Annotated in this window: 13 protein-coding genes; 9 read left to right on the plus strand and 4 right to left on the minus strand. The window is 75.1% G+C overall.

Going from position 1 to position 15,423, the window contains the following annotated elements; genetic code table 11:
- Positions 1-157: 157 nt before the first annotated feature.
- Both ABT247_RS05490 and ABT247_RS05495 read left to right on the plus strand, forming a co-directional pair.
- Positions 158-1,075: an AAA family ATPase gene (locus ABT247_RS05490; RefSeq protein ID WP_350738330.1), complete on the plus strand. Its 918-nt coding sequence runs from the start codon at positions 158-160 to the stop codon at positions 1,073-1,075.
- Positions 1,072-2,556: a VWA domain-containing protein gene (locus ABT247_RS05495; protein ID WP_350738333.1), complete on the plus strand. Its 1,485-nt coding sequence runs from the start codon at positions 1,072-1,074 to the stop codon at positions 2,554-2,556. The genes ABT247_RS05490 and ABT247_RS05495 overlap by 4 nt, the downstream gene beginning before the upstream one ends.
- 40 nt (positions 2,557-2,596) lie before the next feature.
- On the opposite strand, the gene ABT247_RS05500 is transcribed toward ABT247_RS05495, so the two are convergent.
- From ABT247_RS05500 to ABT247_RS05510, 3 genes are all read right to left on the minus strand, one after another.
- Complete coding sequence (locus ABT247_RS05500) at positions 2,597-3,562, minus strand: alpha/beta fold hydrolase (RefSeq protein WP_350738336.1); 966 nt, start codon at positions 3,560-3,562, stop codon at positions 2,597-2,599.
- A gap of 171 nt (positions 3,563-3,733) precedes the next feature.
- Positions 3,734-7,222, minus strand: a complete 3,489-nt coding sequence (locus tag ABT247_RS05505) for a S8 family serine peptidase (RefSeq protein ID WP_350738339.1) — start codon at positions 7,220-7,222, stop codon at positions 3,734-3,736.
- A 417-nt stretch (positions 7,223-7,639) separates the two neighbouring features.
- Positions 7,640-8,494, minus strand: a complete 855-nt coding sequence (locus ABT247_RS05510) for a siderophore-interacting protein (protein WP_350738342.1) — start codon at positions 8,492-8,494, stop codon at positions 7,640-7,642.
- A gap of 79 nt (positions 8,495-8,573) precedes the next feature.
- Between ABT247_RS05510 and ABT247_RS05515 the strand changes: the two genes are divergently transcribed.
- The gene (locus ABT247_RS05515) at positions 8,574-9,401 is read left to right on the plus strand and encodes a TetR/AcrR family transcriptional regulator (protein ID WP_350738345.1); all 828 of its coding nucleotides are present in this window, start codon (positions 8,574-8,576) and stop codon (positions 9,399-9,401) included.
- Here ABT247_RS05515 and ABT247_RS05520 read toward each other — a convergent pair.
- Positions 9,398-9,595: a hypothetical protein gene (locus tag ABT247_RS05520; RefSeq protein WP_350738348.1), complete on the minus strand. Its 198-nt coding sequence runs from the start codon at positions 9,593-9,595 to the stop codon at positions 9,398-9,400. The two genes, ABT247_RS05515 and ABT247_RS05520, sit on opposite strands and share 4 nt — an antisense overlap.
- A 162-nt stretch (positions 9,596-9,757) precedes the next feature.
- Here ABT247_RS05520 and ABT247_RS05525 point away from each other — a divergent pair, with 162 nt between their 5' ends.
- From ABT247_RS05525 to ABT247_RS05550, 6 genes are all read left to right on the plus strand, one after another.
- Positions 9,758-11,134 carry a D-alanyl-D-alanine carboxypeptidase family protein gene (locus tag ABT247_RS05525; protein WP_502892385.1) on the plus strand — a complete coding sequence of 459 codons (1,377 nt, stop codon included), beginning with the start codon at positions 9,758-9,760 and terminating at the stop codon, positions 11,132-11,134.
- Between the two features lie 30 nt (positions 11,135-11,164).
- Positions 11,165-11,575, plus strand: a complete 411-nt coding sequence (locus ABT247_RS05530; protein WP_350738351.1) for a PPOX class F420-dependent oxidoreductase — start codon at positions 11,165-11,167, stop codon at positions 11,573-11,575.
- Positions 11,576-11,634: 59 nt separating this feature from the next.
- Complete coding sequence (locus tag ABT247_RS05535) at positions 11,635-12,036, plus strand: PIN domain-containing protein (RefSeq protein WP_350738354.1); 402 nt, start codon at positions 11,635-11,637, stop codon at positions 12,034-12,036.
- 213 nt (positions 12,037-12,249) lie between these two features.
- The gene (locus ABT247_RS05540; protein WP_350738357.1) at positions 12,250-12,399 is read left to right on the plus strand and encodes a hypothetical protein; all 150 of its coding nucleotides are present in this window, start codon (positions 12,250-12,252) and stop codon (positions 12,397-12,399) included.
- A gap of 53 nt (positions 12,400-12,452) precedes the next feature.
- The gene (locus tag ABT247_RS05545; RefSeq protein ID WP_502892386.1) at positions 12,453-14,765 is read left to right on the plus strand and encodes a heavy metal translocating P-type ATPase; all 2,313 of its coding nucleotides are present in this window, start codon (positions 12,453-12,455) and stop codon (positions 14,763-14,765) included.
- A complete protein-coding gene (locus ABT247_RS05550; RefSeq protein WP_350738362.1) occupies positions 14,762-15,247 on the plus strand; it encodes a copper chaperone PCu(A)C in 486 nt (161 codons plus the stop codon). The genes ABT247_RS05545 and ABT247_RS05550 overlap by 4 nt, the downstream gene beginning before the upstream one ends.
- Positions 15,248-15,423: the final 176 nt, after the last annotated feature.

Genomic DNA, 15,423 nt, shown 5'->3' on the forward strand with positions numbered 1-15,423 from the left:
GCCCGCCCATGCCCCCGTGCCGCGCATGCCCCCCGTGCCGCCCGTGCGGCCAGTGCCGCCCGTGCCGCCCGTGTGCACGCCGACGACCCGGGACAAGGAAGTGACCGGCCGGTAGGGTGACGGCGCAGGACACGGCGAACCGGAACGGGGCGGGCAGATGGCCAGCGGCAGCAGCACGAACGGCGGCGACGGCGGCAGCGGCGGCACCCGCGAGGGGACGGGCTTCTTCGCCTCCGTGGCGGACACCGCCGAGCGACTCGCCGCGACCGGCTACCTGGCCTCCACCGCCGTGGCCACCACCGTCTACCTCGCCGACCGGCTCGGCAAGCCGCTGCTGGTCGAGGGCCCCGCCGGGGTCGGCAAGACCGAACTCGCCAAGGCGGTGGCCGAACTCGGGCGGGCCCGGCTGGTCCGGCTGCAGTGCTACGAGGGCATCGACGAGGCCCGCGCGCTGTACGAGTGGAACCACGCCAAGCAGCTGCTGCGGATCACCGCCGGTCGGGACGAGGGCTGGGACCAGGCCCGCACCGACATCTTCGGCGAGGAGTTCCTGCTCACCCGCCCGCTGCTGACCGCCATCCGCGGCGAGGACCCCACCGTCCTGCTGATCGACGAGATGGACAAGGCGGACGTCGAGGTCGAGGCGCTGCTGCTGGAGGTGCTCAGCGACTTCCAGGTGACCGTCCCCGAACTCGGCACCATCACCGCGACCCGCAGGCCCTTCGTGCTGCTCACCTCAAACGCCACCCGGGAACTCTCCGAGGCGCTGCGCCGCCGCTGCCTCTTCCTCCACCTCGACTACCCGGACGCCGAGTTGGAGCGCCGGATCGTCCGGCTCAAGGTGCCCGGCCTGGACGACACCCTGGCCGCCTCCGTGGTCCGGGTGGTCGGCGCCCTGCGGGCGATGGAGCTGCGCAAGGCGCCGTCCGTCGCCGAGACCGTCGACTGGGCCCGCACCCTGCTCGCCCTCGGCGCGGACACCCTGGACGACACGGTGGTCCGGGACACCCTCGGGGTGATCCTCAAGCACCAGGACGACGTCCGGAGGGCCGCCCAGAAGCTCTCCCTCGCATGACGGCGCCGCAGGCCGCCGACCCCGCCGCCCGGCTGACCGGCCTGGTCCGCGCCCTGCGCGGGCACGGCCTGCGGATCGGCCCCGCCGAGACGGTGGACGCCGCCGCCGTGCTGGACGTGCTCGGCTTCACCGACCGCGAGCAGATGCGGGCCGGACTGGCGGCCGCCCTGCTCCGCTCGGACGGCCAACGGCCGGTCTTCGACGCCGCCTTCGACCTGTTCTTCCCGCGCGGCGTCGGCACCCCCGAGGCGCTGCGCACCGACCCGCCGCCGGTGCCGGACGACCCCGAGCCACCGCGGTTCGGCCGCCCCGACCCGCTCCGCGAACAGCTGCGCGAACGCCTCGCCGCCGCCCTGGCCGCCGACGACCGCGCCGCCCAGGCGCGTCTGGCCGCCGAGGTGGTGGAGGCCTTCGGCCGGTACGGCACCGGCGGCACGCCCGGCTCCGACGGCTGGTCCGCCCACCAGGCACTCGGTCGGCTCTCCCCCGAGACGCTGCTCGCCCGGGTCCTCGCGGCGCTGCGCGACGCCGCGCTGCGCGAGGCGGCCCTGCGCGAAGCCGCCCTCCGCGAGGCCCCCGGTGCGGACGGCTCCGCCGCCGACGTCTCCGACCGCGTCCTCGCCGACGAGATCCGCCGCCGCATCCAGGGTTTCCGCGCCCTGGTCACCGGCGAGGCCCGCCGCCGCGTCGCCGAACGGCAGGGCGCCGAGCGGATCGCCGAACGCGCCGTCGCCCCCACCCCCGACCGGATCGACTTCCTCTACGCCGGCCGCGACCAGCTCGCCGAACTGCGCCGCACCGTCCACCCGTTGGCCCGCAAGCTGGCGACCCGGCTGGCCGCCCGGCGCCGCCGCGCCGCCCGGGGAAGGATCGACCTGCGCCGCACCCTGCGCCGCTCGCTCGGCACCGGCGGGGTGCCGCTGCGCCCGGCGTACCGGCTGCGCCGCCCGGCCCGGCCGGAGCTGGTGCTGCTGTGCGACGTGTCCGGCTCGGTGTCGGGCTTCGCGGACTTCACGATGCTGCTGGTGCGGGCCATGAGCGAGCAGTTCAGCAAGGTCCGGGTGTTCGCGTTCGTCAACCGCACCGCCGAGGTCACCGAGTTGCTGCGGGACGCCGACGCGGACCCGGCCCGGCTGGCCGCCCGGATCCTCACCGAGGCCGGGGTGACGGGCCACCACGGCAACAGCGACTACGGCTCCGCACTCGGCGAGTTCGCCGACCACCACCTGGACGCGGTCGGCCCGCGCACCTGTGTGCTGGTCCTCGGCGACGCCCGCACCAACCACCGCGACCCCAACCTGGCCGCGCTGCGCCGGATCGCCGACCGCGCCCGGCGGGTGTTCTGGCTCAACCCCGAGCCGCCGGCGCTCTGGCCGACCGGCGACTCCGCCGCGCTCGGGTACGCGGACGTCGTGGAGATGCACTCCTGCCGCAACGCCCGCCGGCTCGGCGAGCTGATCGCCCGGCTGCTGCCGGTGTAGGGCGCGCCCGGCGGAGGCCGCCGAACGCGCCCGGGCCGGCTCAGTCGAGGGACTTCAGGAAGCCGAGCAGTGCCTCCGTCACCTCGGCCGGGCGCTCCTGCTGCGTCCAGTGGCCGGTCTCCGGCAGCCGGACGTGCCGCTGCAGCCGGGGTGTCACCTCCGTCAGCAGGTGGGCCATCACCTCCGGCGGGATCATCGCGTTGACCAGGTCCTGCTCACCCGCCACGTACAGCGCGGGCACGTCGATCCGCTTGCCGGCGAACGCCGCCATCAGCTCGTTGTTCCGGTCGATGTTGCGGTACCAGTTGAGCCCCCCGGTGAAGGCGCGCTCGCCGTGCAGGGCGTAGTCGGCCGCGAACGCGTCGAGGTCCGCCTCGGTGAGCCAGTCCGGCAGCCGCGACGGCTCCGGGATGGTGTCCAGCAGCTTGGCGCCCTCGGGAACGACCCAGGGCCGCGGCTCTCCGTCGGGCTGGACGCCGCAGAGGATGCGGCGCAGGCTGGCCCGCACGTCGGCCGCCAACTCGGCGTCGGCGCGGCCCGGCTCCTGGAAGTAGATCTGGTAGAAGCCCTCGCCGAAGTTCTCCCGGGCGGCCTGCAGCGGTCCGGGCCCGGCCGGCAGCGGCGGCACGCTCAGTCCGGCCACGCCGCGCACCAGGTCGGGCCGCAGCGCGGCGGTGGCCCAGGCGACCGGCGCACCCCAGTCGTGCCCCACCACGACGGCCCGCTCCTCGCCCAGTGCGCCGATCAGCGCCGTCACGTCCCCGACGAGGTGCAGCAGGGAGTAGGCGTCCACGTCCTCGGGCTGGGAGCTGCGGGCGTAGCCGCGCTGGTCCGGGGCGACCACCCGGTAGCCGGCCTCGGCGAGCGGGGCGAACTGGTGCCGCCAGGAGTACCAGCTCTCCGGGAAGCCGTGCAGCAGCAGGACCAGCGGCCCCTCCCCCTGTTCCGCGAGGTGCAGCCGGACGCCGTTCACCTCGACGTGGCTGTGCTTGATCGCGTCGTTCACATCCGCTCCCCGGTCGGGCTCGACAGAAAGGTCAGTTCGAATCCGACCCTTCCCAGCGCGGCGCGTCCGGAACCCCCTCTCCTCGTCACCCGGCCACGCGAAGCGGCCGAGGCCGCCCCGGTGTTCCGGGACGGCCTCGGCCTCGGGCTACGACATCGAACCGATCGGGCGTCAGTTCACCGTGTAGCTGTACGGGATCGCGGCGAGCACCGAACCGGTGGTGCCCAGCGCGTTGTTGGCGGTCGGCACGAAGCTCGGGCCCGACACCAGGTAGAGCACACCCTTGACCGTGCTGCCCTTCGGGCCGGTCGGGGTGACGGTCACCTGCAGCGACCCGGTGGCGCCGGGCGCGACGGTCACCGGCTTGGCGGCCAGGGCGGAGGCGTCGACACCGGAGGCGTACGGGTCACCGGTGCTGGAGGCCAGCGCCGGGTCGAACGCCAGGGTGTGGGCGGTGGCGCTGATCGTGGAGGTGCCGGTCGGGGCACCGCCGTTGCCGAACGGGCCGATCTGCTGGACGAAGGTGCCCCAGGAGCCGGGGACGACCGGCTGCTCGGCGCTGCCCTTGTCGGTGACGACCGAGATGGTCGAGCCGTCCTGGGCCTTCTTGAGGTCACCGAACAGGTCCGGCGAGCCGGTGGTGGCGCTCAGCTCGATCTGCGCCGGCGTCGAGGACGCCGCCACGGCCTTGAGCTGGTCGGTGCCCGGGGGCACCAGGAAGCCGGGCACCGAGGAGGTGAGGCTCAGCGGCAGGTTGACGGAGGCCGAGGCGCCCTGCGGCACGAGCGGCAGGTCGACCCGCTTGTCCAGCCGGGCGTCGGCGGCGATCCGCTGGGTGGCGCCGGTGGTGTTGGTGTAGTTCACCTGCACGGTGACCGGCTTGCCGGCCGCCAGCTTGGTGCGGGCGTCGTTCGGCAGACCGGCCGCGGTGGCCTGGTCGCGGTTGAACGCGATGGTGCCGGTGAAGTCCTGGGCGAGCTCCTGGCCGCTGACCGGGCCGAGGACGTTCAGGACGAACCGCCAGTGGCCCTCGGCCGGGTTGACGGTGGTGGCCGAGACGCCGTTGCCGGTGCCGGTCAGGTTGCCCTGGGCGTCGAACAGCCCGTTGCCCTCGATGTCGATCGGGGTGCCGTTCGGGCTGATCAGCGCGCCCTGCATGAGCAGGTTGGCGTCCTTGGCGACGGTGACGCCGACCCGTACGTCCTTCTGGCCCTTGGGCACGTCGAAGCCGTAGGTGAAGCTCTGCGTCGGCGAGGAGCCGCGGCCGTTGCCGCCGGTGATGGTGCCGGTGAAGGTGCCGGTGCCGTTGGTGACCGGGACGAGGCTGCGCAGGATGACCGGAACGCTGGTGGTGCGGCCGTTCGAGCTGGAGACGGTGACCGCCTCGCTCGAGTCGCCGCTGGTCGCCGGGGTGGTGACCTGGACCTTCAGCGTCTTCGTCTGACCGGGCCGCAGCTCGGTGCTGTTCGGGCTCACCGCGCCGGCCGGGACCGCGCGCTGGGTGGAGGTGCCGAGCTGGACGTCACCGGTGTAGCCGGCCTTGCCCGAGGGCGTGTAGAGGATCGCGGTCCACTCGCCGGCCACCGGGTGCGGGACGTCCACCAGGCCGTAGTTGGCCGGAGTGGCGCCGCCCTGCGGACGGGTGTTGGTCTCGAAGCGGCCCGACGGGTCGAGCAGCGTCATGCGGACCACCGGCCCGTTGGTGACCGGGTTCGGGCCGCCGTGCCAGGCGATCGACGCCGCGAGGCGGTCGGCGCCGGCCGGAACGGTGAACTTGACCTGCTTCTGGACCCAGTCGGCACCGTTGGTGGCGTACTTGAAGGTGTCCTTGGCCGACGAGTCCAGCTTGACGGTCTGCTGGTCGGCGGCCAGCGGCGCGAAGCTGCGGGTCGCGGCGCTCACCGTCTGGGGCTCGTCACTGGTGTTGGTGACGGAGACCTCGGCGGTGTGGGTCGAGCCCGGGGTGCCGGAGATGCTCAGCTGGCCGGTGTCGACCACCACGGTCCTGGCGCCGTCGGTGCCGTCGCCGTCGTCGTAGCCGCGGGCGGCCTCGACGGCGGCCCGGACGTTCAGCAGACCGGCGCCCTGCTCCTCGGCCGGGACGCCGAGGTCGGTGGCCGTACCGGTGAGGAACTTCTTCACCAGGGCCGGGGAGGGCGAGTCGCCGCCGTGGGTGTCGCGGTAGGCCTGGATGACCAGGGCCGCCGCGCCGGTGACGAACGGGGCGGACTGGCTGGTCCCGCCGAAGGGCTGGATCGGCGAGGGCTTGCCGTTGAAGCCGGTGCAGTCGGTGTACTTGGTGGTGTCGGGGGTGCACAGCGCCCAGTCCGACTCGCCCGGGGCGACCAGGTCGACCGTCCGGCCGGCCTGGGTGAAGCCGCCCGAGGACAGCGCGGAGATGCGGCTGTTGCTCCAGGTCTTGTTGGAGAACTGGGAGGCCGCGTAACCGGTCTGCTGGTAGTTCTGGTTGTCCGTCGAGGCGCCGACCGAGATCACGTTCGGGTCGGTGGACGGGGTGCCGATGGTGCCGCTCAGGCCCGCGTCACCGGAGGAGACGGAGACCGTGACCCCGGCCTTGACGGCCTGGTCGTTGAAGAGCGAGATGGTGTCGTGCGCGCCGCTGTCCGGGGTGACGTTGCCGCCGAAGGACTCGTTCAGCACGTCGACGTGGGCGACCCGCACCGCGTAGTCGATGGACTGCAGGATCGACGAGTTCGACATGATCTCGCCGCCGGCCTTCAGGGCGACCAGGTCCGCGTCCGGGGCCAGGCCCTTGATGCGGATGTTGCAGCCGGCCGGAAGCGGGTGCGAGGGGTTGACGAACTGCGAGAGGTCGTAGGTCTGGCGGCCCTGGGCGATGACCGCCGAGGCGTCGCCGAAGGCCTCGGCGGCACCGGTCGGCGCGCCCCAGCCGTCACCCGCGAAGTCCTGGTAGTCGACCACGGCGTGCGAACCGTCGGCCCGGATGAAGTCCGGGTTGTCCGGGTCGAGGCCGTCGGCGATGTAGGCGACCTTGACCCCCTTGCCGGTGGCGAGGTCGGCAGCACCGGGCTGGCCGTTGCCGGTCACGCCGTGCACCGAGTAGAGGCCCTCGGGCTCCAGCAGCGGCTTCGACGGGTCCGCGGGGCAGACCGCGTTGGTCGCGTTCTCCTCGGCCTGGCCGTTGCTGCCCGGAACGGCCTTCGGAGCGGCGCCGGCCTTGGCCGACGGCGCCGCGGCCGCCTCCGCGTCCTTCTTCGCCTTGGTCGCGGCGACCGGGGCCACCTGCACCTGGGTGTCCGCCACCACGGCGGCGACCGCCGGGTCGGCCTGCAGCTTGGCGCGCAGCGCCGGGCTCACCGTGGCAGAGAAGGCGTTGCCGACCACGAAGCTCTTGATGTTGGTGCCGCCGTTGGCCTTGACCGTCGCCAGCAGCGGTGCCTGCGCGCCGGCGGTCTTCTGCTCGCGGGCGCCCAGGTGGCCGTGGTCGGCCGGGGCGTCCGCTATCTGGTCCTTCAGGATCACGATCACCGGCGCCGGCGCCCCGTCCGCGGACGCCGCCTGGGCGTTCTGCGGATCCTGGGCCGGAGCCGCGTCGGCGATGGTCCCGAGGCTCAGGACCATGGACGCGGCGGTGATCGTGACGGCGGCTGCAAGCTGGGTCTTCCGCCAGCCGATCAATGGACATCCTTTCGTCTGATGAGACGTCAGGTTGCGCGGCCCAGCGTACGCGGATCCTGGTCGGACGCGTGGTTGCTCCGGACCGCGCGTCCCGACAGCGGACGCATTCCAGCGCATCCGCCAGGACCCCGACAAGGGGGGAAATTCCCATCAGAAAGTAAAAATGACCATCGGCTAGTAAAATTAACAGTATGAATCCCGCCGAGTCCGTCCCTTTTTCACCGATCAGAGCCGGTCAGAGACGGTCGAAACCAGCGGTCGAGGCGGCGGAAATGCACGTGGCGGACTCTCGACACTGGCGGAACACCGCCACTTCCGACCCCGTGGATTCCCGCGCGCAGCCTATTTGTCGACACTTCGACACTTCGCCGACACCTCGACCGTCCTTCCCGGCCGGCCGCGGGTGAAACGCGGATATCAGGACCGGGCCGCCAGCCGCTCCTGAGCGTCCGCCAGGTCCTCGGCGGTCGGCGCGTCGTCCTGGGTGAGCCGGTGGCGCCAGTACCCGGTGAAGTCGATCTGCGACTTCGCCACCCCCCACTCCTCCACCAGGCGGCGGCGCAGCGCCCGCACCGCCCCCGCCTCCCCGGCCAGCCAGACGAGGGGATCGCCCGCCGGCGGCTCGGCGCCTCGGAAGGCCGCCGCCAGCGCGGCGCCGGGGGCGGCGCCGTCACGGTGGACCCACCGCACCTCCAGGTCGGCACGGCTCACCAGCTCCTGACGCTCCGCCGCGTCGGCGACCTCGATCCAGGCCAGCGCCCGCACCGCCGCGGGCAGCGCCTCCAGCAGCGTCGCCAGGGCGGGCAGCGCGGTCTCGTCCCCGGCCAGCAGCACCCAGTCGGCGGCCGCCGCGGCCTCGGCGAACGGCACCGGCGGGGCGTACAGCGCGGACGGGCCGACCATGCCGAGCCGGTCCCCCGGCGCGGCCCGCAGCGCCCACGCGGCGGCCGGTCCGGTGCTGCCGTGCAGCACGAAGTCGATCTCGATCCGGCGGGTGCCGGGCTGCCGGCGGCGCAGGGTGAAGCTGCGCAGCAGCGGGCGCTCGGCCTCGGGGATCGCCAGGTAGGCCCGGTACCAGCCCATCGGGTCGTCCTGCTGCGCGGGCAGCACCGGCTCACGCTGCCCGGGGCGCGGGAAGCACAGCTTGAGCTGCTGGTCGGGCGTGCCGCCGACGTCGTCGGCCAGGGCTTGGGCCTCGAAGGTGATCCGGGCGGTGCGCGGAGTGATCCGGCGGACCGCCACGACGTCGAGGACGGTGACGGGCAGGGTCATCGCGGGGCTCCTTCGATCGGTAACCTTACGGCATAAAGCATTGCTTGGTGAGGATACTTTACGCCATAAGGAGATCTGGATGACCGTCTACGCCGGGCAGGGCGACCCCCGCCGCTCGCTCACCCTGCTCTGGGGAGCGCCCGAGGAGGTGCGCACCGGGCGGAGCGGCCCCAAACCGGGCCTGAGTGTGGACGCGATCGTGTCCGCCGGAATCGCCGTGGCGGACGCCGACGGGATGGCCGCACTGTCCATGCGCGCCGTGGGCGAACGGCTCGGCCGCACCGCGATGGCGCTCTACACGTACGTCCCCGGGAAAGCCGAACTGCTGGACCTGATGCACGACCGGGCACTCGCCGAACTGCCCGGCGGAGCAACGGCGTTCGACGACTGGCGGGCGGCCGTCACCAACTGGGCGGAGCAGCTGTACGACTGTTACCTGCGCCACCCCTGGATGCTCCAGGTCTCGCAGGCGCGCCCCGTCCTCGGCCCCGCGGAACTGGCGGCGATGGAGCGCCTGTTGACCGCGCTCCAACCGGCCGCGCTTTCACCGGAGCGGCTGCGCGGGGCGGTCGCAGCGCTCTGGCAGTTCGTCCGCGGCACGGCCGCCGCCACCGCCGACGCCCGCGGCGCGGCAGCCGCCACCGGCATCGCGGACGAGGACTGGTGGGCCGCCCGCTCGGCCCGACTGGCCGAGCTCGCACCGGACTTCCCCGAGCGCTTCCCCCTGCTGACCGCGTTGCAGAGCGCCACCGGCGGAGCCCCCGAGGACAGCGGCCGGGAGGTCTTCCGCACCGGGCTCGCGGTGCTGCTCGACGGCGTGGCGGCCGGAGCCCCGGGCCAGGGCGCCCGGGACAGGGCCCCGGACATGGCCGCGGACACAACCCCGGACAGCCCGGACACGGCCTAATCCTGGCGGGCCGCCGGAATCGACAGCAGCACGCCGAGCACCAGCAGGGCCGCGTACCCCACCGTCTCGTGGCCGGCCGGCACCAGGAGGCGGACGAAGCCGAACAGCCGGAAGCCCCCGAGGCGGTCGGCCAGCAGGCCGGAGCCGCCGCCGAGGATCAGTACGAAACCGAGGTAGCCGAGCAGGGTCTTCATGGCACCGAGCCTAGGAACTCCGCCCCCGCCGGTTCATCCGACTTTCGGCGTGGACCGGGGACACCAAAGTCGCGGGCGCCGCTCCCCGCGCTCCCCGGTGCGGTTTCTCCGGACGGAGCAGCAGGCGCGGCGGGCCGACGCCGGCGCCGGTACGTTCGCGGTGTGCAGTCAAAGCGCGTGCAGCAGAAGTCACTTTCCGTCACCGGGATGGCCGCCGCCTCCGCGGCCTCCGCCCTGGTGCTCGCCGTCGCGGCCCCCGCCGCGTTCGGCGGCGGCGGAGGTCTCGGCAGCCCCGCCACCTCCGGCAGCTCCGGCAGCTCCGCCCGGGACGCCTCCGGCGTCGTCGGCGGCGAGCGCCTCGGCCGGTCGGACGTCCAGGTCGCGCCGCTGACCGGTGCGCCCGCCCTGCCCGCCGGGCTGAGCGGCCGGTCCTGGCTGGTCGCCGACGCGAACACCGGCGAGGTGCTCGCCGCCCGCGACCCCCACCGGCCGCTGCCGCCGGCCAGCACCCTCAAGATGCTGTTCGCGGACACCGTGCTGCCCAAGCTCGACCGCTCGCTGGAGCACAAGGTCACCGCCGCCGAGCTCGCCGACCTCGGCGCCGGCAGCAGCCTGGTCGGCGTCAAGGAGAACCTGCCGTACCGGGTCGAGGACCTCTGGCGGGGCGTCTTCCTCAGCTCCGGCAACGACGCCGTGCACGTCCTGGCGAACATGAACGGGGGCGTCCGGCAGACCGTCGCCGAGATGCAGGCCCGCGCGCAGTCCCTCCAGGCGAAGGACACCAAGGTCGTCTCCCCCGACGGCTACGACATGGACGGGCAGGTCTCCTCGGCCTACGACCTGACCCTGTTCGCCCGCGCCGGGCTGCGCAACGCCGACTTCCGTTCGTACTGCTCCACCCGCACCGCGCGCTTCCCCGGCGGTGTGGACAAGACCACCGGCCAGCGCACCTCCTTCGACATCGCCAACACCGACCGGCTGCTCGGCAAGTACCCCGGCCTGATCGGCGTCAAGAACGGCTACACCACCAACGCGGGCGCCACCTTCACCGGCGCCGCCGAACGCAACGGACGCACCCTGCTGGTGACGGTGATGCACCCGGAGGCGCAGGGCACCGTCTACGACGAGGCCGCCAGCCTGCTGGACTGGGGCTTCGCCGCGGCCGGGAAGGTCCAGCCGGTCGGGCGGCTGGTCGATGACCTCGGCGCCCCGAAGGCCGGCTCCCCCGGCGCCTCGCCCGGTGCCGCGGAAGCCGAGGCCGACGCCCAGGTGCCGCCGTGGGCCCGCACGCCCGTGCTGCACAGCGGGCCCGGCCTCGCCCCCGTCCTCTGGTCGGCCGGCCTCCTCGGTGCCGTCCTCGCCGCCTGGGGCACCGCCCGCGCCGCCCGCCACCGCAGCCGCACCGCACCGGCGGCCGGGGCGGCCCCCACCGGCGGCGCCGTCGCGATCGGCCACACCGGTGTCAGCGGCCGCCGCAGCCGCCGCCTGTCCCGCCGTGTCCGCGCCGTCCTGCACGGCCGCCCCCGCCGCAGGCACTGACCCGCGGGCCGCTCCCTCTACACTCGGGCCATGACCACGCCCGACCCCGCCGCCGCGGACCGGCTCGCCCGGATCGTCAGCCTCTCCTCCGGGAGCTATCTGCTCGTCACCACCTACCGGAAGGACGGCACCGCGGTGCCGACCCCGGTCTGGGTGGTGCGCGACGGGGACGCGCTCGGCATCTGGACCGTCGCGGACTCCTGGAAGGTCAAGCGGATCCGCAACCGCGCGGACGTCCTGGTCGGCCCGTGCGACGTCAAGGGACGGCCGACCGGCCGCCAGCACCCGGCGACCGCCGAGATCCTCGGCCCCGAACGCACCGCCGCCTACCGCACCCTGCTGCGGCAGAAGTACGGCCTGCTCGGCGTGCTCACCCTGCTCGGCAGCCGGCTGCGCCGGGGCGAGCGCGGGACCGTCGGCATCCGCATCACCCTGGCCTGACCGGGCCCGGCACCCGCCCGCGCTGCCGAGCGGCGAGCGAGCTGGCAGGCTTGGCGGTCATGGACGAGAACGAGGCCGCGCCGCCGCCCCTCCTGGTGGTGGACGGCGCGAACGTGGTCGGGTCGGTGCCCGACGGCTGGTGGCGCGACCGGCTCGGCGCCGCCGAGCGGCTGCGGGACTCCCTGGTCCCGCTCGCCGCCCGGGGCCTGCCCGAGCTGCCCGGCCCGGTGGAGGTGGTCCTGGTGGTGGAGGGCGCCGCCCGGGGCGTGGCCGCCCTGCCCGAGGTGCGGGTGGTCGCGGCGAGCGGCAGCGGGGACGACCGGATCGTGGAGCTGGTCCGCGCGGCCCGCGCCGAACACCCGCAGCGGCCCTGCCTGGTCGTCACCGCCGACCGCGAACTCCGCTCCCGCGTCGGCGCGCTGGGCGCAGCCGTGGCCGGCCCGCGCAGTGTGCGGCCCTGACCCCGGTTCCACGTCCGCTGCAGCGTCGCCCGCGTGGCGTGTCGACCCTTCCGTGCGGTGCCCTGCACGCGAGGTGATCGCACGGCGGGGCCGACCGACAGTGGCGGGTGTCACCTCGGGAATCCCCGGACGCACGGGAACCACGCGCGATCTCCGCCCGACTGCTGGGGGGTGAGTGCGAAATCGCCGGGTGTCCGGCCGTCGAGTGTGCTGGTGGGGTTCGCCCTGCTGCTGGTGGTGGTGTTCGCGGTGGCGTACGGGGTGGGCCGGCAGGCGGGGCCGGTGGCGCCCGGGCTGCGGCCGAGCGGCGGGGGCGGTGCCTCGCCGGGCGCGGGTGGGCACGACATGGGCGGGATGCGGTGAGCCGGGTCACGGAGGCGGGCGCCGTGGTGTCCACCGATCTGGCGGTCGGCGGGATGACCTGCGCGGCGTGCGTGAGCCGGGTGGAGAAGCGGCTGGCCCGGATCGACGGGGTCACCGCGGGGGTGAACCTGGCCACCGGCCGCGCCCGGGTGCTGCACCCGGCCGGGGTGTCCGTCGCCGACCTCGTGGCCGCGGTCGAACGGGCGGGCTACACCGCGGAGTTGGCCCCCGAGGAGCCGTCCGCCGGGCCGCCCGGGGAGGAGCCGGACGAGCGCCGCCGCCTGCTGGTGACCGCACTGGCGGCCGTCCCGGTGCTGGTGGTGTCGATGGTGCCCGCGGCGCAGTTCACCGGCTGGCAGTGGGTGTGCTTCCTGCTGGCCCTCCCGGTGGTGACCTGGGGTTCGGCCGGGTTCCACCGCCGGGCCTGGCAGGGGTTGCGGCACGCCGCCGCGACCATGGACACCCTGGTCAGCCTGGGGGTGCTGGCCTCCTTCGGGTGGTCCGCGTACGCGCTGCTCCTCGGCGGGGCCGGGCGGTCGGGCATGCGGATGCCCTTCTCGCTCACCGCCGACGGCGCCGGCACCGCGCACGTCTACCTGGAGGCGGCGGTCGGTGTGCCGCTGTTCGTGCTGGCCGGGCGACTGCTGGAGGGCCGGGTGCGGCGGCGCAGCGGCTCCGCGCTGCGGGCGCTGGCCGAGCTGGGAGCCAAGCAGGTGTGCGTCCGGGCGGCGGACGGCGAGGAACGGCTCATTCCGATCGAACGGCTGCTGCCCGGGCAGGAGTTCGTGGTGCGCCCGGGCGAGCGGGTGGCCACCGACGGCGTGGTGGTCGAGGGCGGTTCGGCACTGGACCTGAGCCTGTTGACCGGCGAGAGCGTGCCGGTCGAGGTCGGCCCGGGCGACCGGGTGGCGGGGGCGACGGTGAACGTCGGCGGCGCGCTGGTGGTCCGGGCGACGGCGGTCGGGGCGGACACCCAACTGGCCCGGATCACCGCGCTGGTGGCGGACGCCCAGGCCGGCAAGGCGCGTGCCCAGCGGTTGGCGGACGCGGTGGCCGGGGTGTTCGTGCCCTGCGTGCTGACGGTCGCGGTCTGCGTGCTGGGCTTCTGGCTGGGGGCCGGCGCGGCCCCGCAGGCAGCGGTCACGGCGGCGGTCGCGGTGCTGGTGGTGGCCTGCCCGTGCGCGCTGGGCCTGGCGACCCCGACCGCGCTGCTCGCGGCGACCGGACGCGGCGCCGAACTGGGGGTGCTGGTGCGCGGTCCGGAGGTGCTGGAGAGCCTGCGCCGGGTGGACACCGTGGTGTTGGACAAGACCGGCACCCTCACCACCGGGCGGATGGAGGTCGCCGCGGTGACGCCGGCCCGCGGCCCGGCCGACGGGACGCCCGCAGGGCTCGCGCGGGACCGGGTGCTGCGGCTGGCCGGGGCGGTCGAGCACCGCTCGGAGCACCCGATCGGACGGGCCGTCGCGGCCGCCGCCCGGGAACGCTGCGGCGGGGCCCTGCCGAGGGTGGACGGTTTCGCCGCGACCGCCGGCCTCGGGGTGTCCGGCACGGTCGACGGCCACGCCGTCCGGGTCGTGCGACCGGACGCGGCCGTGCTGCCGCCGGAGCTGGCCGAGGCGGTGACGGCCGCCGGGGACGCGGGCCGCACCGCCGTACTGGTGGAGGTGGACGGGCGGCCCGCGGCCGTCCTGGCGGTCGGCGACACGGTCCGCTCGGGCAGTTGGCGGGCCCTCCACCGGCTGCGCGGGATGGGCCTGGAGACCGTCCTGCTGACCGGCGACGGCCCGGGCGCGGCCCACGCAGTGGCGGCCGAGCTGGGCATCGGGCGGGTGCACTCCTCGGCCTCCCCCGAGCGCAAGGCCGAGGTGGTCGCCGAACTGCGCTCCGCGGGGCGGACGGTGGCGGTGGTCGGCGACGGCGTCAACGACGCGGTCGCGCTGGCCTCGGCCGACCTCGGGGTGGCGCTGGCCTCCGGCAGCGACGCCGCGATCGGCGCCGCCGGGCTGACCCTGGTGCGCGGGGACATCGAGGCGGTGGTGGACGCCGTCCGGCTGGCCCGGCGCACCCTGGCCACGATCCGGGCCAACCTGCTGTGGGCCTTCGGCTACAACCTGGTGCTCATCCCGCTGGCGGCCGTCGGGCTGCTGAACCCGATGCTGGCCGCGCTCGCGATGTCGCTGAGCTCGCTGCTGGTGGTGGGCAACAGCCTCCGGCTGCGCACCTGGCAGCCGGGGCGCGGCGGCCACGGCGCCGGGGCGGCGTACGGCCACCGCGGCGGCGGCCGGAACGGACGGCCCGACCGCCGCACCGGCGGCCGTCCGGGCGGACGGCGTGGCGGGCGGAACGAGGGGGCGCGGCGATGAGGCGGCCGGAGCGGCTCGGGGTGGTCGGCCCACCGGTCGGCGCGGCGGCGCTCGCGCTGGCCCTGCTCACCGGCTGGACGGCGGTCGGCGGGGCCGGCGGCCCCCGGCCGGTGGAGGCCGACGCCGGCTGGGTGCTCCTGCCGGCGGTGGACGCGGCCTCCGCCACGACGGCCTTCTTCACGGTCCGCAACCCGGGCGACACCACCGACGAACTGATCGGTGCCGCCTGGGAGTTCGGCGGGCCGATCACCCTGAAGCGGCACCTCCACCAGGGCGCGGCAGGCCGCTGGGAACCGGTCGCCGCGCTGCCGGTGCCCGCCCGGGGCGAGCTGGCGATGTCTCCCGAGGACGCCGATCTGATGATCACCGCCCCGCCGCCGCTGCGGACCGGCCAGTGGGTGGGCTTCACCCTCACCTTCCGGCACAGCCCGCCGCTGCGGCTGGTCGCCCGGGTGCTGCCCCCGGGGGCGCGGCCGCGATGAGGCAGCGTGCCGAAGCGGCCCGGATGAACCTCGGCGGGACGGCGGCCGTGGAAATCATTGGTGGGCGGCCCGTTGTGGGGCGCGGCCGCGCACCACTCCCTGCGGGCGGGCTGCCGGCCGCCCCGCCGAGGGTGCACCCGGCCGACCGCCCGGGGCGCGGCGGTCCGGGGCGGCCG

The sequence above is a fragment of the Kitasatospora sp. NPDC001539 genome (genome assembly GCF_040298565.1).
Taxonomy (GTDB): Bacteria; Actinomycetota; Actinomycetes; order Streptomycetales; family Streptomycetaceae; genus Kitasatospora.